Below are 19446 nucleotides of genomic sequence, written 5' to 3'. Positions count from 1 at the left end.
GGGGTGCGATCGGTGCGGTGGTGCTGGTCGACACGCGCCGCCTGGCCGACAGTTTCCCCGCCATCGACTACTTCGAGGAGGCGCAACTGCCGTTCGTGGTGGGCGTCAATGGTTGGGACGGGCAATATCCGCACAGCGACGCCGAGGTCCGCGACGCCCTGACCCTGGCCCCGCACATCCCGATGGTGCGCCTGGACGCCAGGTCGAAGGACTCCGTGAAAAGCGCGCTGATCAACTTGGTCGAACACGCCCTCTCGGTCAGGATGGCCGTGCCGGGCTGGGGCGGCTGAGCCTCTTCCGCGAGCGTCACCGTCCGGGGATGGGCACGACCATCGAGGCCACGTCGACCTTCGACTCCAGGTAGCCGAACTCGTACATGAGGTCCGCCACCCGCTGGATGCGCGTGGCGTTCAACGACGTGGGAAACGTCCCCATCGCCATGGTCATCACCGCCTCCTTCGGGGTCTGGGTGTAGAGCGGGACGACCTCGGCCAGCACCGCGCGGTCGGTCGCGGCCAGGCGCTGCGCCCTGGACACGGCGCGCTGGAAGGCCGCGGCGGTTCGCGGATGCCGGGCCGTCCACTCCTCCGTCGCGGCCCAGCCGTCGATCGGCAGCGCGTCGGTGGGGCCGGTGTTGGTGTCGAGCAGCAGCCGCGCGCCCGCCTGCTGCGCGGCCGACAGGAACGGCTCGACCATCCACGCGGCGTCCACCCGCGACTCCTTGAGCGCGGCCAGTTGGGCCTCGAAGTTCACCACGACGAACTTCACCTGGTCGGGGGCGACCTCATAAGCCTTCAGATGGGCGCTCATCGACATCGTGCCCAGGTTGTCGAGCGAGTTGACGGCGATCGTCGCGCCCTTGAGGTCCTTCGGGCCCTGCAGCGGGGAGTCGTTCATGACCACGACGCCCGCGATGCCCGGCGCCGCGGCCAGGCTGTCGTGCAGGATCTTGATCTTCGCCGCGCCGCTGTCCTGGATGTTGACCAGGGACACGTAGCTGCCCTTGAAGATGTCCATGGTGCCGTTGAGGATCTTCGGCATGACGGTCTGCGGCGCCTGGATGACCTCCGTCCTGACGGTCAGGCCCTCCTCCTTGAAGAACCCGCGGCGGTCGGCGATGAAGACCGGAGCCGACGAGGGCGTCGGGCTGACGCCGATGGTCAGCGCCGTCTTCTCAGGGCCTCCCTGCCGGCCGCCTGCGGGCGGTCCGGGGTCGGCGCCGCCGCAGGCGGTGATGACGATCGTGGCGGCGAGCGCCACGCAGGCGCGGAGGGCGGGCCCGGATCGCATGGTCCTCCTTGGCCGGGGCATCGAGGCCGCCGTGGACGCTGGGAAGTGGACGCGGGGAGTGGACGCGGGGAGTGGACACCGGGAAACGGAACCCGAGGCGGCGGCACGCGGACAGGCGGTGATCGTACAGCAGGAGTGTCGCGAATGCCATGAATGGTCCTGGGGCACGGCTCAGTGAAACATCGCTGATTGTCGGTCGCTGTCCGGCTTTCGTGACGTCTCTGCTTCGCTGGGGGTTGTTTTGCTGTACGTCATCCTTTCCAGGCAGTCAGGTGATTTGTAAGGTTGGCGCAACCTGCCTGGCGTGTGTTGAAATTGCTCTTCGTCTCGGGGGCGCATCAGATGCCGATGCCGGCGTATATGTAGGCCAGAGAGTGGAACCAGTGAGCAACCGATCGCCTGCGGACGTCCACCGTCCCCATCCGCCTTCACCGTCGAAGCCGCATGGCCGAAACGGCGGAAAAGGACGGCGCAAATTCCGGTTCCGGGATTGGCGGGTACGCTCGCGGCTCATCGCCCTGATCGTCATCCCGACCGGAGTGAGCATCGTGGTCGGCGCGCAGCAGGTCATCACGTCGTGGACGCTGGCCGGTCAATACCAGCGCGTCATGGACAAATCCGAGCTCAGCGCCTCCGTCACCGAGCTGACCCACCAGCTGGCCCTGGAACGCGACCTCGCCGTTCACTACGTGGCCGCCGGCCGTACCCCCGAACGCGAGGAGCCGCTGCGCGCGCAGTTCGGCCGAGTGGACTCCGCCGCCGAGGCGTTCCGCGAGAAGGCCGCGACCATCACCCCCGCGTACGGCGAGAGCGCGTCGACCCTCACCCGGCAGATGCTCAGCCGCCTGCCGGAGATCGCCGCCACCCGCGGCACCGTGCTCGGCTCCGCCCTGCTCGCCCTGCCCACCGTCACCAAGTACTCCCAGATCATCGCGGTGCTCGCGCAGTTCCACGACGAGATCGGCAAGGGAGGCGACCAGGAGGTGCTCGCCGGCGACGTGGCCGCCCTCTCCGCCCTGTCCAAGGCGTACAACGCCGCCTCCGAGCAGCGCGGCCTGCTCACCGGCGCGGCCGCCGCCGGGCGGTTCCAGAGCGGCGAACTCGACCGGTTCATCGCCGCCCGCGCACGGCAGGAGAGCGAGGTCAGCGTGTTCAAGTCGGTGGCCACGCCCGACCAGCGCCAACTGTACGACGACACCGTCACCGGCGCCCTGGTGGACCGGGCCGAGGCGATCCGGCTGCGCGCGCTGGCCCAGGCCGCCGACGGCAACCGCATCGACATCGAGCCGGAGCGCCAGGACGACGCCGACCACTGGTTCGAGGCGAGCAGCGGCTCCGTGAACGGGATCTGGACCATGCAGCGCCGGCTCGGGGAGGAGATCAACGTCCACAGCAGGACGATGAAGGACGCCGCCCGCCAGGACGCGCTCCTGGCCGCCGCCTACAGCCTCCTGCTGCTGCTCGCGGTCCTGATCGTCACGGCCATCATGGCCCGGTCCCTGGTCAGCCCGCTGCGCAGGCTCCGCACCGAGGCCCTGCACATCGCCGGGGCCCGCCTGCCCGAGACGGTCCGCCTGCTGCGCGAGCGCGGCGACGGGGCGGGACTCGTGCCCGCGCCCATCGGAGTCGACTCCCGCGACGAGATCGGCGAGGTCGCCCGGGCGTTCGACGAGGTGCACCGCGAGGCCATCCGGCTGGCCGGTGAGGAGTCCCGGCTGCGCGCCAACGTCAACGCGATGTTCGTCAACCTGTCCAGGCGCAGCCAGACCCTGGTCCAGCGGCAGCTCCAGATCATCGACGGGCTGGGGCAGGGCGAGCGGGACGAGCGGCGGCTGGCCGGCCTGTTCACCCTCGACCACCTGGCCACGCGCATGCGGCGCAACAACGACAACCTGCTGGTCCTGGCCGGGCAGGACGCCCCCCGCCGGTGGAACGAGCCGGTCGGCCTGGCCGACGTGGTGCGCGCCGCGCTGTCGGAGGTCGAAGGGGCTGAGCGGGTCGCGGTCAAGCTCGCCGGCGGCGTCGCCGTCTCGGGACAGGCGGTCAACGACATCGTCCACCTGCTGGCGGAGCTGATCGAGAACGCGCTGGCCTTCTCGCCGTACGAGACCCGCGTCACCGTCTCCACCGGGACCATGGAGAGCGGCGGGCTCATGCTCTCCATCGACGACACCGGCATCGGCATGACCCGGGACGAGCTCGAACAGGCCAACGCCCGGCTCGCCCGCGCGCCCACGGTGGACGTGTCGGTCTCCCGCCGCATGGGGTTGTTCGTGGTCGCCCGGCTGGCGCAGCGCCACGGCGTACGGGTGCGGCTGCGCTCGCACGCGGCCGGCCTGACCGCGATCGTGTTCCTGCCCGGCTCCCTGCTCCACTACCACCTGGGCCCGGCCCAGCCCACCCCCGCTGCCTTCCCTTCGTCGCCCGACCGGCCCTCCGGCTTCTTCACCCCGCCGCCCGCCTTCTCCACCACCTCCCCACCCGAGCCCCGGAGCACCCACCCGCCCGACCCGCACACCCCGCCCGGTGCCGAGCCGGAGCCCTACTCCACGCCCGCGGTCGCGAACTGGCCGTCCTTCGCCACCGACCCCTCGGACACCGCGGCACCGCGGGACCTCGCGCCGCCGCCGGTCTGGCCGGGCCCGCCCGGTCCGTACGGCCCCGCCCCACCGCCCAGATCGCCGGCATTCGACCCGCCGCAGGCGGGGCCACCCGCTCGGGGCGCGGACGACTACCTGCCGATCTTCGCCGCCGTGGAGTCGGCCTGGTTCGACCGCGACCGCAGCGACGTGTGGAGCTCGCCCCAGGCGGACGCCGGATGGAGCGCCGCGCAGGCTGCGGCCAGCCCCGTCGACGACGGCGCCACCCCGTCCGGCCTGCCCAAGCGCGTGCCCAGGGCCAACCTGGTGCCCGGCACCGCCGACAGCGCCTCCACTCCCAAGGGCGTGGCCCCCATCCCCCGGATCTCGCCCGACCGGGTCCGCAACCGCCTGGCCGGCTTCCAGCAGGGCGTCCGCGCGGCACGCGACGACCTCAGCACGGGCAACCCCACGCCTCCCGGCCCGTGGAGAACGCCGCCGGGGCAGGGCGCATGACGGGACACGGCCCGCGCCAGGCGGCTCCAGCGGCGCCCGCACGGCACGCGGCCCGGCCCCACCGCGCTCGAAAGGGAAGAACCGCTGAATTCTGCGGGAAGTCACGGCTGGACAATGCCGGTGAGCGCATGATCAGAATAGGCGTCGTCCTGCTTTCTCGGTGGGGAGCATCCATGTTCACACGCAGACTGACGGCGTCTTTTGCTCTCGTCCTGTTGTTCGCGAGCGGCGCCATTCCCGGCGCGGCGGCGGACGCCGGGTCCAGGACGCCGACCCATCCCGGTCCGGTGTTCAGAACGGTCACCGGGAAAAGTGCTCTGCTCTCGCTCCAGACTTTCGGCCGCCCCGACGGCAAGGATATGGTTTTCCGGATTTCGGGGTCGGTTTTCGCGGACGTCACGGGCAACACCCTCGACCCCGCCATGCGGCACGGCCAGAAGCTCTTCAACATCGAGGGTTACAACATCCGGCGGCTCCACCGGGTGCCCGGCACCAACCAGCTTTACCAGCTCTCCCGCGAGATCGTGTTCTACACCGACCCCGCCGACCCGGCGCGGATCGTCCGCGAGTGGAAGAACCCGGTCGACGGCAGGACGTACCCGGTCGTCCCCATCAACAACGACGCGGTCAACTTCGGCCCGTTCCCGATCACGCCCTCCTTCCAGGGGCCCCCGCTGGTGAGGGTGCACGACGAGACGGTGTGGACCAGCGACATCCCCGTACGCGCCGATCTGGGCGCCACGCTCGGCGAGCGGTTCGGCCTGGTGGGCGGCGTCTACACCGCGCAGGAGATGTTCGACTTCTCGGTGGACGGACGCGAGGTCGCCGCCCGCGCCGTCCCCGGCGCCGTCCCGCGCGGCGCGATGAAGACCAAGGTCAGCTGGGCCAGGACCAGCCCGTGGGCGCCGTTCATGTGCCTGGCGGAGACCGAGGTGCGCGGCGGGCTCACCTACCACGCCCGCGGCTGGTCGCTCGACTCCTACGACGACGTCGAACCGTGGTTGCGCGCGGCGGTCGAAGCGGAGCATCCGCGGTTCACCTCCGCGCCCGCCGGGCCGGGCCCGAGCGAGAACTCCTGGACGTCCTTCCACACCAAGCAGCTCGGCAAGGGCGCCACCACCTGGGCGGCCTGGTGCGCCGCCAACGGCCGGTCATGAGCACCGTACGCAACCCGCTCACCGGCTGGGCCGAGCGGGAGCTCGTGCCCGCCACGCCCGCGCAGCTGGCGGACCTGGCGGCCGAACTGCGCGGGCGCGCCGGCGGCTGGCGGAGGGCGGACAGGAGTGAGGTCCTGTCGGCGTTCGCCGCCGCGCTCGCGGCCGACGACGACCTGCTGGCGGCGCTGGTGGCCGACACCGGTCGGGTGGGGGAGTCGTCGCTGGAACGGCGGCTCGCCGCTGACCTGGTCGGGCGCTGGGCCCGCGAGGCTCCCGCGCTGCTGGCGCCGCCCGAGCCGTTCGCCGCGTCGGCGCCGGGGATCGTCGTGGGCGGTGACATGGTCCCCTACGATCTCGTGGGCGTGCTCAGCCCGTGGAACCTGCCCCTGCTCATGGCCCTCATCGACGCGGCTCCCGCGCTGGCGGCGGGCTGCTCCGTGCTGGTCAAGCCGAGCGAGGTGACGCCGCGGTTCATCGAGCCGCTGATGCGGCTGGTGCCTCCCGAACTTCCGCTGAGGGTGGTCGAGGGCGACGGCGAGACCGGCGCGGCGCTGGTGGGAATGGTGGACGCCGTGGTGTTCACCGGCAGCGTCGAGACGGGGCGGCGGGTGGCCGAGGCGGCGGCCCGCGCGTTCGTGCCCGCGTTCCTGGAGCTGGGCGGCAAGGACCCGGCGATCGTGCTGGCCGGCGCCGACCTCGACCGGGCCGCGTCCGCGATCCTGTGGGGCGGCACCGCCAACGCCGGGCAGTCCTGCCAGTCGATCGAGCGGGTCTACGTCGAGCACGACGTCCACGACGACTTCCTCGACCTGCTCGCGAGCAAGGCCGCCAGGGTGGGCCTGACGTGCGAGGGCGGCCCGATAGGTCCCCTCATCCGGCCGGGGCACGAGCAGGTGATCGCCGCGCAGCTGGCCGACGCGACGGCCAGGGGCGCGATCGTGCACACGGGCGGGGAGATCGAACGCCACGGCGGCGGCCACTGGTGCCGGCCCACGGTGTTGTCCGGGGTCACCCACGAGATGCGGGTCATGACGGAGGAGACGTTCGGCCCGCTGCTGCCGGTCATGGCCGTGGCCGGCGCCGAGGAGGCGGTGGCCCTGGCCAACGACTCCGTCTACGGGTTGTCGGCCGCCGTCTTCGCCGCCTCGGAGCAGGACGCCATGGAGGTGGCGGCCCGGCTGCGCGTGGGGGCGGTCAGCATCAACGACGCCTCGCTGACCGCTCTCGTGCACGAAGGCGAGAAGGACTCGTTCGGGCTGTCCGGCCTGGGCCGCTCGCGCATGGGCGCCGCCTCGATCCGCCGGTTCCTGCGCCGCCGGGCGTTCCTGGTGAACCGGTCGCCGGCCGCCGACCCGTGGTGGCATCCGCTGGAGAAGGAGTGAGCGTGGGACTTCGCGAGGACATGCCGCTGCTGGCGCGGCACGAGGGCCGGTGGGAGGGCGAGTACGTGCACGTCGACCCCGGCGGCGCCGTGCTCGACCGGCACCGCGTCGAGATGACCTGCGCCATCGTCGGCGACGCCACCTACCACCAGACCAACCGCTACACCTGGGACGACGGCCGGGTGGAGGTGCACGAGTTCCCCGGCCGCCATCTCGGCGGCGGCCGCTGCGGGTTCGACACCGACCGGCTCAAGGGCGAGTTCTGGGAGCTGGACGAGTCCACCATCTACCTGCGCTGGCAGTTCAAGGCGGAAGGGGAGGACCTGCGGCTGTTCGAGCTGATCGTGCTGAGCGGGACGGGCGACACCCGCAGCAGGGTCTGGCAGTGGATCCGCGGCGGCGTGTGCGTGCGCCGTACCCTCATCAACGAGCGGCGGGTCGGCTGAATGACCGCCTACACCGCGCTCGCCCTGCAGGTGCGGACCCGCGCCGTCAACGCGGCCGCCGACCCGCGGGCCGAGATCGCCGCCGCCGTCGACCGGATCGCCGAGCGGGTCCGCGGCTCGGCGGCGTGGCTCGGGCCCGGCCTGCGCCTGGTGGTGCTGCCGGAATACGTGCTGACCGGGTTCCCCATGCGCGAGAGCTTCGCCGAGTGGCGCGAACGGGCCGCTCTCGACCCTGGCGGCCCCGAATACCGAGCGCTCGGGGAGATCGCCGCGCGGCACGAGCTGTTCCTGTGCGTGAACGCGTACGAGCGCGACGAGCACTTCCCCGAGCTGTACTTCCAGGCGTCGGTGATCCTCTCCCCGCAGGGGGAGGCGGTGCTGCGTTACCGCCGGCTGCACTCGATGTTCACGCCGACCCCGTACGACGTGTGGGAGCGGTACCTCGACGTCTACGGCATCGACGGGGTGCTGCCGGTGGCCCGCACCGAGATCGGCAACCTGGCGGTGCTCGCCTCGGAGGAGGTCCTCGTGCCGGAGCTGGCCCGCGCGCTGGCCCTGCGCGGTGCCGAGGTCTTCTGCCATCCCACGTCGGAGGCGTCCTCGCCGGCGCTGACGCCCAAGGCGATCGCCCGCCGCGCCAGGGCCGTCGAGAACCACGCCTACGTCGTCTCGGCCAACAGCGGCGGCCTGTCCGGCATCGCGATCCCCGGAGACTCCACCAACGGCGGATCCGAGGTGATCGACCACGAAGGCCGGGCGCTGGCGCTGGCGGGCGCGGGCGAGTCGCTGGTGGCCGCCGCGGAACTGGACCTGACGGCGCTGCGCCGGCACCGGCGGCGGCCTGGGATGGGCAACCTGCTCAGCCGCGTGAAGACCGGCCTGTGGGCTGAGGAGTACGCCCGCCACGACGGCGAGCGGCCCGGCGGCCTGGCGGCCGGGCCGCGCGACCGGGCCTGGTTCACGACCAGGCAGATCGAGGCGATCGAGCGGCTGTACGGCGAAGCTAGGCCCTGACGCCGCGGTGCCAGGAGAGCACGAGCCGCTCGACGCCCAGGAACGCGGCGTTGAGGGCGATGCCGAGCAGGCCGAGCAGCACGATCGCCGCCCACATGGCCGGGATGTCGAACTGGCTCTGCGCCTCCAGCATGCGGTGCCCGATGCCCTCGCTGCTGCCGACGAGCTCCGAGATCACCATCATGATCAGCGCCAGTGACACGCTCAGCCGCAGCCCGGCGAAGATCTTCGGGGAGGCGGCGGGCAGGATGACGCGGACGAGCCGCTGCCAGGGGCCCAGCCGGTAGACGACGCCGGTCTCGATGTACTGGCGGTCGACGTGGCGGGCGCCGTCCATGGAGTTGATCAGCACCGGCCAGATGACGCCGTACACGATGGAGGCCAGCTGCATCGGGGTGCCGATCTTGAACAGCACCAGGAACACCAGTACCAGCGTGGACGGCGGCACCGAGCGGCCGAAGTGCACGAGCGGCTCGACCAGGGCCGACAGCAGCCACGAGCGGCCGAGCGCGACGCCGACCAGCACGCCCGCCGCGCACGCCACCGCCCACCCGGCGAACAGCCTGGCCAGGCTCGGCAGCAGGTCGGCGACGGCCTCGTCGGTGAGGAACGCCCGCGACGGCGGGCCCGAGAACCACATCTCGTGCAGCCGTACGACGATCCGCGACGGCGGCGGGAAGTAAGGTGCGTCCGCAGAGCGGGTGGCCAGCTCCCAGCCGAGCACGGCCACGGGCAGCAGCCAGTACCACACCAGCCGGCGGGCGGCGGCGGTCATGACGGCTCTCCCGCGCGCGCCCGGTGCCAGCGGAACAGGCGGCGCTCGGCGGACGTGAACAGCACGTTGGCGGCCAGCCCGATGACCCCGGCCCACAGCGGGGCGGCCAGCATGCGGTCGGCCCGGTTGGCGCTGCCCGCCAGCGACTGGAACGCGCCGATCCCGCCGCCGCCGGGAGCCAGCAGCTCCACGCTCACCGCCACGATCAGGGTGACGGACACGGCGATGCGCACGCCGGTGGCGATGAACGGCGCCGCGCTCGGCAGGCTCACCCGCAGCGCCACGGCCAGCGGCCCGAAGCCGAAGCTGCGCAGGGTCTCCTTGGCCAGCGGGTCGACGTCGCCCAGGCCGTACAGGGTGTTGATCAGCAGCGGCCACGAGCAGGTGTAGACGATGAGCGCGACCTTGGCGTCGTGGCTCACCGGGAACAGGAACATGGCCAGGGGGATGAGCGACACCGAGGGGATCGGCCGCAGGAACTCCACCAGCGGGCGTACCGACCGCTCCACGAACGGCACCGTCCCGAGCAGCAACCCGGCGGGCACGGCGACCGCGATCGCGATCGCCAGCCCGCTCGCGCACGCCTCCAGCGTGGCCAGCACGTCGGCCCTGAACTGCGCTTCCAGCGGCAGCCGCGCCGCCGTCACCAGCACCTGCGACGTGTACGGCAGCACGTCGGGGACGAGCCCGACGCGCCCGGCCGCCTCGGCGACGGCGAGGAAGCCCGCCACGCCGAGCGCGCCGAGCGCGGCCCGCGCGATCCGCCGATCGATCATCCGCCCAGCGGCGCGAACAGGTGCGCCGCGTCCACCTTGGACTTGAGGTAGCCGTAGCCGTGCAGCAGGTCGCCGAGCTTCTGCACACCGGCCCTGTCGGCCTCGAGCGAGAACGTGCCGAGCGTCATCGCCGCCGCCGCGTCGGCCGGGATCTGCGTGTACGTCGGCACGACCTCGTCGATGGCCTTGCGGTCCTCGCCCGCGATCTGCTGGGCCTTGGCCAGGGCGCGGTGGAAGGCGGCGGCGGTCTTGGGGTTCTTGGCCAGCCAGTCTTCCGTGACGCCCCAGCCGTCGATCGGCACGCCGGCGGTGACGCCGTCGGTGGTGTCGATGATCTGGGTGGCGCCGTCCTTCTTCGCCGCGGTCAGGAACGGCTCGACCAGCCAGGCGGCGTCGACCTTGCCCGAGGACAGCGCGCTGATCTGGTCGGCGAACTGCACCGGGACGTATTTGACGTCGTCCGGCTTGAGCCCGGCCTCCTGCAGGTGGGCGTTGGTCAGCGTCTGCCCGAGCGCCTTCAGCACGTTGACCGCGATCGTCTTGCCCTTGAGGTCGGCGGCCGACTTGATCGGCGAGCCCTCGGCCACCACGACGCCGGCGACGTTGGGCGCGGCCTCCTGGCTGTGCTGGAAGAGCTTGAGCGTGGCCGCGCCGGAGTCGTTGATCGCCATCAGGGACACGTAGCTCGTCAGGAACGCGTCCATGCTGCCGTTGAGGATCTTCGGCATGACCGCCTGCGGAGCCTGGATGATCTCCGTCTTGACGGTCAGCCCCTCCTCCTTGAAGAAGCCCCGCTTCTCCGCGATGAACAGCGGCGCCGACGACGGGACCGGCACCACACCGACCAGCAGCTGGGTCTTCTCCAGCCCGCCCGCGGAGCCTCCAGGAGCCGCGGTGCCGCCGTCGCCGCTCTCGCCGCCCCCTCCGCACGCGCTCAGCGAGAGGGCGATCGCCATGCCTGCGGCTAGTATCCTGGCCAGCTTCATCGCTTCTGCCTTTCTGGGGGACAAGGGGGTGCCCAGAGGGTCGTCAGGATGTCGAGCCTACGGTAGCCGATCTCTCCTGACTCGCCCTTTGTCGATCAGCTATGGGCATGGCAAGCTCGGGTCCGGCACATCTGATCATCGGACCGACCGCACGGCGCCCCCCGGGCCGCGTGCCTGCTGATTGCGAGGAAGCTGATGGATGCCAAGGAGTACATGGCCGGCGTGTTCGACCGCGCGTCCGGCAGTTACGAACGCGTCGGCGTGCCGTTCTTCACGCCCGTCGCCGCCGAGCTCGTACGCCGCGCCGCCCCCGGCCCCGGCGACCACGTGCTGGACGCCGGGTGCGGCACCGGCGCCTCGCTCGTGCCGGCCGCCCAGGCCGTCGGCCCCACAGGCCGGGTCGTCGGTCTCGACCTCGCACCCGGGATGGTGGCCGCCGCCACCGCCGAGGTGGAGCGCCACGGCCTCAGCCAGGCGGCCGTCGTGCTCGGCGACGCGGAGCACGCCGAAGACCTGCTGCCGGGCGAGCGGTTCGACATCGTGCTGGCGGGGATGATGCTCTATTTCCTGCCCGACCCGCCCGCCGCCGTGCGCTCCATGGCCGGGCTGCTGCGGCCGGGCGGGCGGCTGGCGGCCAGCCTGCTGGTCCGGTCGAGCCCCGCCGAGGCCGAGCTGTTCGCGCTGGTGGAACGGGCGCTGGCGCCCTACACCACGGGGGCGGGCAGCGCGCCGTTCCACCACACCCTGGGCGCGCCAGGCGAGCTGACCGGGCTGTTCGAGCAGGGCGGACTGGGCGACGTCGAGTGCGCGGACGTGGTGTTCGAGGTGACCGTCGGGGCCGGGCAGGTGTGGGACTGGCTCTGGTCGGCCGCCCGCAGGGCCTCGCTGGAGAGCATCCCCGAGTCGCTGCGCCCCGAGGCCAGGGCCGCGCTGGAGGCGTCGTTGCCGCAGGAGGGTTTCCTGCTGGCCCGCACCGTGCGTTACGCCACGGGCACGCGCGCGTGAAAGCTCACGCGGGCCGGGACACGTAGCGTCCCACCGGACGGCCCACGACCTTGCCGGCGTCCAGCACGCGGTTGCCGCGCACGAACGTGTCCGTCACCTTGGCCGTCAGCTCGAAACCCTCGAACGGCGTGTATTCCTGCGTCGACTCCGAGTCCTGCGCCCGGACCGTCCAGGTGCTCGCGGGGTCGACCAGGCAGATGTCGGCGTCGAAACCGGGGGCGATCGTGCCCTTGGTGCGCAGACCGTACCTCCTGGCGGGGTTCCAGGAGGTCAGCGCGGCGATCCTGCCGTACGGCAGGCCCCTGCGGCGGCCCTCCGTGATCAGGCCGGACAGCAGGTATTCCGCCCCGCCGAACCCGGCCTTGGCCACGAAGACGTCGTCGCGCGGATCGCCGAACTTGAGCTCGTCGCGGCAGCAGGCGTGGTCGCTGACGACCCAGTCCACGGTGCCGTCGAGCACGTACTCCCACAGCGCCTCGACGTCCTCGCGCGGCCTGATCGGCGGGTTCACCTTCGCTCCGAGGCCGCTGGCCGTGTCGACGTCGGCCAGCAGGTGACCGATCGTGACCTCGCGGCGGAAGTCGATGTGCGGGAACGTCGCCGCCATCCGCACGGCCGCGTCCAGGGCCTTGCGGGACGACAGGTGCAGCAGGTTGACGTTGGCCAGCCCGGTCTCGTGGGCGAGGTAGGAGGCGATGAAGACGGCCAGCCCCTCGGAGTGCTGGGGGCGGGAGGCGCTGTAGGCGGCCAGCCCGCTCAGGTCTCCCGCCTCCTCGACGAGCTTCGTGTACGCGGTCATGATCTCGGCCGTCTCGCAGTGCAGCGACAACGAGATCTCGCCGGCCAGTTCGGGCAGGCGTTCCCTGGCCGCCTGCACCCCGCGCATCACGAACTCGAAGTGCGCGTAGTCGTAGCGCTCGCCCTCCGGCAGCATGAGGAACGCCCGCTGGTCGTCGGAGCGCCCGTGCAGCCCGTGCCCGCCGTAGAACATGAAGATCTTGAACGACGGCACCCCGAACCGCTCGACCAGGTCGGGCAGCTCGTCGATGTGCCCGCTCGACATGGGCGCCAGGTGGAATCCGTAGTCGACGTAGGCCCGGCCCTCGGCCTGCCTGAGCACCTCGGGGAAGAACTCGGCGTAGGGGCCGCCCTTGTTGAGGTAGTACTGGCCGGTCCGCATGTAGGTGAGCGCGGTGGTCACGCCGCCCTGCGCGCTCGCCCGGCTCTCCGACTCGGTGTCCTCGGGCAGCGGGTTGTAGATGCCCCAGTGCTGGTGGGCGTCCACGACACCGGGGAAGGCCAGCCTGCCGCCGCCGTCGATCACCTCGCCGGCTCCGGCCAGCCCCGGCCCCACCCGGACGATGCGGCCGTCCTCGACGGCGATGTCCGCCGCCACGGGCTGGTCGTGCTCGTGGGTGACGACCTTCACGTTCTTCAGCAGCAGCTCGGTCACGGGGGAGTGTCTCTCCTAGCGATTAAGCGATCAAGCGATCAAGCGATGCGGTGGGCGTCGCGGTGCCAGGCCAGCACGCGCCGCTCGACCATCAGGAACAGGGAGTTGAGGACGAAGCCGAGCACGCCGAGCACCAGCACGCCCGCCCAGATGGCCGGCATGTCGGCGTTGCTGTTGGCCAGGCTGAGCAGGTAGCCGATCCCCTCGGTGCTGCCCTTGAGCTCGGAGATGACCATGAGGATCAGCGCCAGCGAGACGCTCAGGCGCAGGCCCGCGAAGATCTTCGGCGCCGCGGAGGGCAGGATGATGCGGAAGAGCCTGAGCGAGGCCGGCACGCCGAACACGGTGGCGGTCTCGACCTTCAGCCGGTCGACGCTGCGTGCGCCGTCGATGGAGTTGAGCAGGATCGGCCAGATGATGCCGAAGACGATCGTCGCCACCTGCACCTGGGTGCCCATCGTGAAGAGCACGAGGAAGAGGGGGAGCATGACCGGCGGCGGCACCGCGCGGGCGAACTCGACCAGCGGCTGCACGACGTCGGCCAGCCAGGCGGTCCTGCCCAGCGCGACGCCGAGCGCCACGCCGACGACCACCGCGACGGCCCACGAACCCGTCACCCTGACCAGGCTGGGCACGAAGTTGCCGACGGCCTCCTCGGTGAGGATGTACGGCCCGGAGAACCACATCTCGTACATCCGCGTCACGATCAGGCTCAGCTCCGGCAGGTACGCGATGTCGAGAGAGCGTGCCAGGAGCTCCCAGCCGCCGAGGACGACGGGGATCAGCCACAGCCGCTTCAGCAAGGTGCGCATCATGTCGTTCGCCACCTGAACAGACGCCGCTCGGCCCGTACGAGCACGGTGTTGACGACGAGCCCGAGGAAACCCGCCCACAGCAGGGCGGCCAGGACGTCGATCATGGCGTCGGCGCCGATGCCCGTGCTCGCCTGGATGAGGAAACTGCCGATGCCGGTCGACCCGCCCACGATGTACTCCACGCTGATCGCCAGGATGAGCGTGATGGACGCGGCGAGCCGCACTCCCGTCGCGATGAAGGGCGCCGCGCTCGGCAGGGACACCCGCCACAACACGGCTCCGGCGCCGAACCCGAACGTGCGCAGCGTCTCCTTGCTCACCGGGTCGACGTCACGCATGGCGTACATGGTGTTGATCAGGATGGGCCAGGACGCGGCGAAGACGATGAGCGCGACCTTGGCGTTGAGCTCGGAGGGGAAGAAGAACAGCGCCAGCGGGATCAGCGCCACGGACGGGATCGGCCGCAGGAACTCGACGAACACCCGGGTCATCTCCTCGATCACCGGGACAGTTCCCAGCACCAGGCCGATGGGGACCGCGACCAGGACGGCGAGCGGCAGCCCGACGATCGCGGCGGTGATGGTGCCCAGCAGGTGGTCGAGGAACTCCGGGTCGACGGCGAGTGCGACGGTCCTGGCCAGCGTGTCCACGGCCGGCGGCAGCCATTTGATCGCGCCCGACGCGCCGAGGACCTGCCACAGCAGCAGAAAGCCCGCCACGCCTGCGGCGTGGCGGGCGTACTTGACCAGCCGGGCGCGGGCGAGCGGGGACCGCTCGCGCCGCGCCGGTGTGACTGTAGCCGTCATCCCTGGGTGGGAGCCGTGTAGATCATGGACTTCACGTCCATCTCCTTCTTGAGCATGCTCGAGTCGAGCATCAGGTCCGCCACCCGCTGGATGCGCTCGGCGCTCAGCGAGGTCGGGTAGGCGCCCAGGTTGATCGTGGCGGCGGTCTCTGCCGGGATCTGGGTGAAGGTCGGCAGGACCTTCGTCACCGCGCTACGGTCGGTGGCCGCGATGTTCTGCGCCTTGGCCATCGCCCGCTGGAACGCCGCCAGCGTCTTGGGGTTGTCGGCGACCCACTTCTCCGTGGCGGCCCAGCCGGTGATCGGCAGACCCTCGGTCGGGCCCGACATCGTGTCCACCAGCATGGTGGCCCCGAGCTCCTTCTTCGCCTGGCTGACGTAGGGGTCGGTCATCCAGACGGCGTCCACGTCGCCCTTGTCGAGCGAGGAGAGCCAGTTGGTCGTCGGGACCTCGACATAAGTGAGGTCCTTGTTGGGGTCGAGGCCGGCAACCTTGAAGTGCGGGTTCATGGTGAGGACGCCCAGGCCCTTCAAGGCGTTGACGCCGACCTTCTTGCCCTTCAGGTCGGCGACCTTCTTGATGGGGGAGTCCTTCTTCACCATGATGCCGAACGCGCCCTGCGCGCCTTGGTAGGAGTCGGCGATGTACTTGAACTTCTCGGTGCCCTGTTCCTGGATCGTCAGGATGGTGGCGTAGCTACCGAGAACGACGTCCATGGCGCCATTCGAAAGCTTTCCCAGGACCTGCTGCGGAGCCTGGATGGGCTCCTGCTTGACGGTGAGGCCTTCTTCCTTGAAGAAGCCTCGTTCCATGGCGATGAACAGCGGCGCCGAGTCCGCGCCGGGATATTGGCCGATCAGCAGGTCGGTCTTCATACCGGCGTCGGCGCCTGAGCCCTCGGCCTTGTCGTCAGAACCGGAGCACCCAGTGATGACGAGGGTGGCCACAAGCCCAACCAGGGCAGTACGCCCTAATGCACCGAACCGCATTGCGGGTCTCCTTTGAACCGGGGGGTGAGTGCGAACGGGGGTGTTCAACGACGCTGGCACCTTAGCGCAGGCCATGCTTACCAGGTCACCTGGAACGCCGGAAATTAACAAGATATATCCACATATATGGTATTTTGCGGTGGTTTGTCCGTTTGTCGGGAAATCTGGAGTCCTTGACGTGGGACCGTTGGGGCAGGTGTGGTGAATTGCGTAAAATGCTGAGCCGTGTGTTGCTTGTGATCTTTGCGGTATTGGCCGATCTCAGGTAGATGTGCTCCAATTAGCTCTCGCCCCAAGGGTGCGTCGGCGTCACATGGCAAACATGCGTAATGACGTGATCTACGTGCACCAGGCCATCCGAGGAGAGGTTGCGGAGGCAAGTGAAGACTGTGATCCCCCCTACGGGCGGCGAACAGGGCTTAACAGAAGAAGCCCCCCGACAAGGCCCCCGTGGGCCAGAGATGTCCGAGCCGGACGGCGTGGACGCGGTCGACAAACGCCAGGCGGGATCTCGCTTCTCCATACGCAACTGGCGAGTGCGCTCCAAGCTGCTGGTCATCGTCATCATCCCGACCCTGGCCGCACTCGTGTTCGGTGGCCTGCGCGTCACCACCTCGATCGCCACCGCCGGTGAGTACGCCCAGGTCAACGAGGTGGCCGTGCTCGCGAGCCGGCTGACCGCCCTCGCCCACGAAGTCGAGCGCGAACGTGACCTGACCGCCCGGTTCGTCGCCCTGGGACGCCGGACATCCGGCGACGAGAAGGCCCCCGCGGACGTCGCGGCCCAGTACGAGAACGTCGACAAGCTCGTCGCCGAGGTCAAGCCGGGCATCGAGACCCTCATGTCCTCCGACAACTCGGCGGCCCCCGAGGCCCTGCGCATCAAGAACCGCTTCGACGAGCTCGCCACCTCGCGAGACACCGCGGTCGCCTCCCAGCTCGACGTCAACTCCGTCATCGAGCTCTACGACCGGACCATCTCCGACCTCCTCTCGCTGAACGACAAGATCGACCAGGGCGCGGTCGACAAGGAACTGTCCGCGAGCGTGTCCGGCTTCGCCGCCCTGGCCCGGGCCAAGCAGTACGTCTCCACCCAGCGCGCGCTGCTCGTCGCCGCCCTGGCCACCGGCGAGTTCGGCAAGGCCGAGCTCGACGCCTTCATCGCCGCCCGCGCCCAGCGGAACAGCGAGCTCGCCACCTTCAAGTCGCAGGTCTCCCTCCAGCTCCGCCAGGCGTACGACGACTCCGTAAGCGGCCGGTCCGTGGACCGCGCCGAGGTCCTGCTGGCCCGAGCCCTGCTCCTGCAGGACGACGGCCTGCCCCTGCGCGACCGCAGGCTCGGCCTAACCCGCGACGGCAAGGCGTGGTTCGACGCCATCAGCGAGACCATCGACGGGATGCGCTCCGTCGAGCAGCAGACGGCCGACTCCATCGTGCTGCGCAGCCGCACACTGGAAGGCGCGGAGCAGCAGAACGCCGTGATCGTCGGTGGCGTGATCGCCGCCCTGCTCCTCCTCGTGCTGCTGGTCACCGTCTTCATGGCCCGCTCGCTGAGCGGCCCCCTGCGCAGGCTGCGCAGGGAAGCGCTGTTCATCGCCGGCCGCCGCCTGCCGGAGACCGTCAAGCAGCTGCGTGAGAGCGGCGAAGGCTCGATCGGGCCCGTGACCCCGATCGGCGTCGCCTCCAACGACGAGATCGGTGAGGTCGCGCGGGCGTTCGACGAGGTGCACCGTGAGGCGGTGCGGCTGGCGGGCGAGGAGGCGCGGCTGCGGAGCAACGTGAACGCGATGTTCGTGAACCTGTCGCGGCGTAGCCAGACGCTGGTGGAGCGGCAGATCACGTTGATCGACGGTCTGGAGCAGGGTGAGCAGGACGAGCAGCGGCTCGGGAACTTGTTCAAGCTGGACCACCTGGCCACGCGTATGCGGCGTAACAGCGAGAACCTGCTGGTGCTGGCGGGACAGGACCCCCCGCGCCGCTGGAGCAAACCGGTCAAGCTGGTCGACGTCGCCCGCGCCTCCCTTTCGGAGGTGGAGAACTACGAGCGGGTCGTGTTGCAGGTGCCCGACGGGGTGTCGGTGGCCGGTCAGGCGGTCAACGACGTCATCCACCTGATCGCGGAGCTGGTGGAGAACGCCCTGTCGTTCTCGCCGCGCGAGACGCGGGTGACGGTGTCGGGCAGCAGGATCGACGGCGGCGGCGTGATGTTGTCGATCACCGACTCCGGCATCGGCATGACCCCCGACGAACTGGCCCAGGCCAACGAGCGCCTCATGGAAGCCCCCACCGTGGACGTGTCGGTGTCGCGGCGCATGGGCCTGTTCGTGGTCGCCCGCCTGGCGCACCGCCACGGCATCCGGGTGCAGCTGCGCCCCCACGGCTCCGGCGGCCTGACCGCCATGGTCCTCATGCCGGAAGCGCTCCTGGGCTCGCAGGCCCCCTCGTACGGCCCGACCCCCGCGAACAACGGCATGGGCCAGCAGGACAGCATCTCGTTCGACGAGGGCTTCGGCGCCGCCCGTCAGCCCACGGGACAGCCGCCCGTCCCCCAGTGGGGCGCGGGCGGAAGCTACCAGCCGGGGCCCGGGCACCCGTCGTTCCCCTCAGAGCCGTCGTTCCCGTCGCAACCGTCGTTCTCGTCGCAGCCCTCGTCCTTCTCTCCCCGGGGGAGCATGGACTCCGGCTGGCCCTCCGATCCGCGCAACAACGGCGGCGGTTACGACACCGCCGACGTCTGGGTCCCCTCGCGCAACCCCGCGAGCCCGCCCGGCAACTGGATGAGCAGCAGCAACCCGCTGCCGCAGCGGCCCACCGGCGACCGGGCGAACGCCGGCAGACCGGACCCCGACGCGGGAAGGTACGACTTCCCCGAGACCGAGTCCGCCGCGACAGGTCCGATGCCCGCCGTGCAGCCCGCCTCCGCCGGCGACGAATATCTGCCGATCTTCGCCTCGGTCGAGTCGGCCTGGTTCGAGCACGGCCCTGACAGCGACGCCACCTGGGGCTCCGCCAAGGCCGACGCCGGCTGGAGCGCCGCCGAAGCCGTCGTCGAGCCCGCACGCGACGGCGCCACGGCCGCCGGGCTGCCCAAGCGGGTGCCCAAGGCCAACCTGGTGCCCGGCTCCGCCGACACAGTCTCCGCGCCGAAAGGCGTCGCGCCGATGCCCGCGGTCTCGCCGGAGCGGGTGCGCAGCCGGCTCTCCAGCTTCCAGCAGGGGTTCCGGGCGGCACGTGATGACATCAGCGAGGGCAGGACGTATCCCTCCGGCCCCAGGAGTGTTGAAAGCAGGGATGAGCGGTCATGAGTGACCTGAGCCAGTCGGCACGCGGGGTGGATTGGTTAATCACCGATTTCGTCAACTCCGTTCCCGGGGTCGCGCACGCGGTGGTGGTTTCGTCCGACGGGTTGCCGCTTGCGGCGTCGTCGGGTTTTCCGGCTGATCGGGCGGATCAGCTG

17 protein-coding genes are annotated in these 19446 nt (G+C 70.7%); 9 read left to right on the top strand and 8 right to left on the bottom strand.

Annotated features, from left to right (window positions below):
* Nucleotides 1–290: ATP/GTP-binding protein (locus ACZ6SA_RS48870; RefSeq protein ID WP_465836313.1), on the top strand; the 290-nt coding region annotated here is incomplete at its 5' end.
* Between the two features lie 16 nt (nucleotides 291–306).
* On the opposite strand, the gene ACZ6SA_RS48865 is transcribed toward ACZ6SA_RS48870, so the two are convergent.
* Nucleotides 307–1290 carry an ABC transporter substrate-binding protein gene (locus ACZ6SA_RS48865; protein ID WP_465836311.1) on the bottom strand — a complete coding sequence of 328 codons (984 nt, stop codon included), beginning with the start codon at nucleotides 1288–1290 and terminating at the stop codon, nucleotides 307–309.
* A gap of 539 nt (nucleotides 1291–1829) precedes the next feature.
* Between ACZ6SA_RS48865 and ACZ6SA_RS48860 the strand changes: the two genes are divergently transcribed.
* The 5 genes from ACZ6SA_RS48860 (at nucleotide 1830) to ACZ6SA_RS48840 (ending at nucleotide 8384) form a co-directional block, all read left to right on the top strand.
* Entirely contained in the window at nucleotides 1830–4385 is a 2556-nt protein-coding gene (locus ACZ6SA_RS48860) for a sensor histidine kinase (protein ID WP_465836309.1), read from the top strand.
* Nucleotides 4386–4558: 173 nt separating this feature from the next.
* Nucleotides 4559–5542 (top strand): DUF1838 family protein, encoded by a 984-nt coding sequence (locus ACZ6SA_RS48855; RefSeq protein ID WP_465836307.1) that lies wholly within the window; start codon nucleotides 4559–4561, stop codon nucleotides 5540–5542.
* Nucleotides 5539–6924, top strand: coding sequence for an aldehyde dehydrogenase family protein (locus ACZ6SA_RS48850; RefSeq protein ID WP_347649961.1), 1386 nt, complete (start codon nucleotides 5539–5541; stop codon nucleotides 6922–6924). Before ACZ6SA_RS48855 ends, ACZ6SA_RS48850 begins: the two co-directional genes overlap by 4 nt.
* A 2-nt stretch (nucleotides 6925–6926) precedes the next feature.
* Nucleotides 6927–7370 (top strand): hypothetical protein, encoded by a 444-nt coding sequence (locus ACZ6SA_RS48845; RefSeq protein WP_347649960.1) that lies wholly within the window; start codon nucleotides 6927–6929, stop codon nucleotides 7368–7370.
* Entirely contained in the window at nucleotides 7371–8384 is a 1014-nt protein-coding gene (locus tag ACZ6SA_RS48840) for a nitrilase-related carbon-nitrogen hydrolase (RefSeq protein WP_347649959.1), read from the top strand.
* Here the strand turns inward: ACZ6SA_RS48840 and ACZ6SA_RS48835 are convergent.
* From ACZ6SA_RS48835 to ACZ6SA_RS48825, 3 genes are read right to left on the bottom strand one after another with little or no spacing between them, the layout of a single operon-like run.
* On the bottom strand, nucleotides 8374–9159 hold the full coding sequence (locus ACZ6SA_RS48835) for an ABC transporter permease (protein WP_347649958.1): 786 nt from the start codon (nucleotides 9157–9159) through the stop codon (nucleotides 8374–8376). The two genes, ACZ6SA_RS48840 and ACZ6SA_RS48835, sit on opposite strands and share 11 nt — an antisense overlap.
* The gene (locus tag ACZ6SA_RS48830) at nucleotides 9156–9935 is read right to left on the bottom strand and encodes an ABC transporter permease (RefSeq protein ID WP_347649957.1); all 780 of its coding nucleotides are present in this window, start codon (nucleotides 9933–9935) and stop codon (nucleotides 9156–9158) included. Before ACZ6SA_RS48830 ends, ACZ6SA_RS48835 begins: the two co-directional genes overlap by 4 nt.
* On the bottom strand, nucleotides 9932–10891 hold the full coding sequence (locus ACZ6SA_RS48825) for an ABC transporter substrate-binding protein (protein WP_465836303.1): 960 nt from the start codon (nucleotides 10889–10891) through the stop codon (nucleotides 9932–9934). Before ACZ6SA_RS48825 ends, ACZ6SA_RS48830 begins: the two co-directional genes overlap by 4 nt.
* Before the next feature lie 225 nt (nucleotides 10892–11116).
* Between ACZ6SA_RS48825 and ACZ6SA_RS48820 the strand changes: the two genes are divergently transcribed.
* Nucleotides 11117–11926, top strand: coding sequence for a class I SAM-dependent methyltransferase (locus ACZ6SA_RS48820; RefSeq protein WP_443155508.1), 810 nt, complete (start codon nucleotides 11117–11119; stop codon nucleotides 11924–11926).
* 4 nt (nucleotides 11927–11930) lie between these two features.
* Here ACZ6SA_RS48820 and ACZ6SA_RS48815 read toward each other — a convergent pair whose 3' ends face one another.
* From ACZ6SA_RS48815 to ACZ6SA_RS48800, 4 genes are read right to left on the bottom strand one after another with little or no spacing between them, the layout of a single operon-like run.
* Nucleotides 11931–13379, bottom strand: coding sequence for a dihydroorotase (locus ACZ6SA_RS48815; RefSeq protein WP_465836300.1), 1449 nt, complete (start codon nucleotides 13377–13379; stop codon nucleotides 11931–11933).
* Between the two features lie 38 nt (nucleotides 13380–13417).
* Complete coding sequence (locus tag ACZ6SA_RS48810) at nucleotides 13418–14194, bottom strand: ABC transporter permease (protein WP_465836298.1); 777 nt, start codon at nucleotides 14192–14194, stop codon at nucleotides 13418–13420.
* Entirely contained in the window at nucleotides 14191–15000 is an 810-nt protein-coding gene (locus tag ACZ6SA_RS48805; protein ID WP_347649952.1) for an ABC transporter permease, read from the bottom strand. Before ACZ6SA_RS48805 ends, ACZ6SA_RS48810 begins: the two co-directional genes overlap by 4 nt.
* A complete protein-coding gene (locus tag ACZ6SA_RS48800) occupies nucleotides 14997–15947 on the bottom strand; it encodes an ABC transporter substrate-binding protein (RefSeq protein WP_347649951.1) in 951 nt (316 codons plus the stop codon). The genes ACZ6SA_RS48805 and ACZ6SA_RS48800 overlap by 4 nt, the downstream gene beginning before the upstream one ends.
* A gap of 503 nt (nucleotides 15948–16450) precedes the next feature.
* On the opposite strand from ACZ6SA_RS48800, the gene ACZ6SA_RS48795 reads away from it, so the two are divergent.
* Both ACZ6SA_RS48795 and ACZ6SA_RS48790 read left to right on the top strand, forming a co-directional pair.
* The gene (locus ACZ6SA_RS48795; protein ID WP_347649950.1) at nucleotides 16451–19294 is read left to right on the top strand and encodes a sensor histidine kinase; all 2844 of its coding nucleotides are present in this window, start codon (nucleotides 16451–16453) and stop codon (nucleotides 19292–19294) included.
* A partial coding sequence (locus ACZ6SA_RS48790) for a roadblock/LC7 domain-containing protein (protein WP_465836315.1) occupies nucleotides 19291–19446 on the top strand: 156 nt, incomplete at its 3' end. The genes ACZ6SA_RS48795 and ACZ6SA_RS48790, both read left to right, overlap by 4 nt.

The sequence above is a fragment of the Nonomuraea sp. NPDC049378 genome (assembly GCF_055586745.1).
The sequence above is the reverse complement of the archived record's forward strand: the minus strand, read 5'-3'. Positions and strand labels throughout refer to the sequence as shown.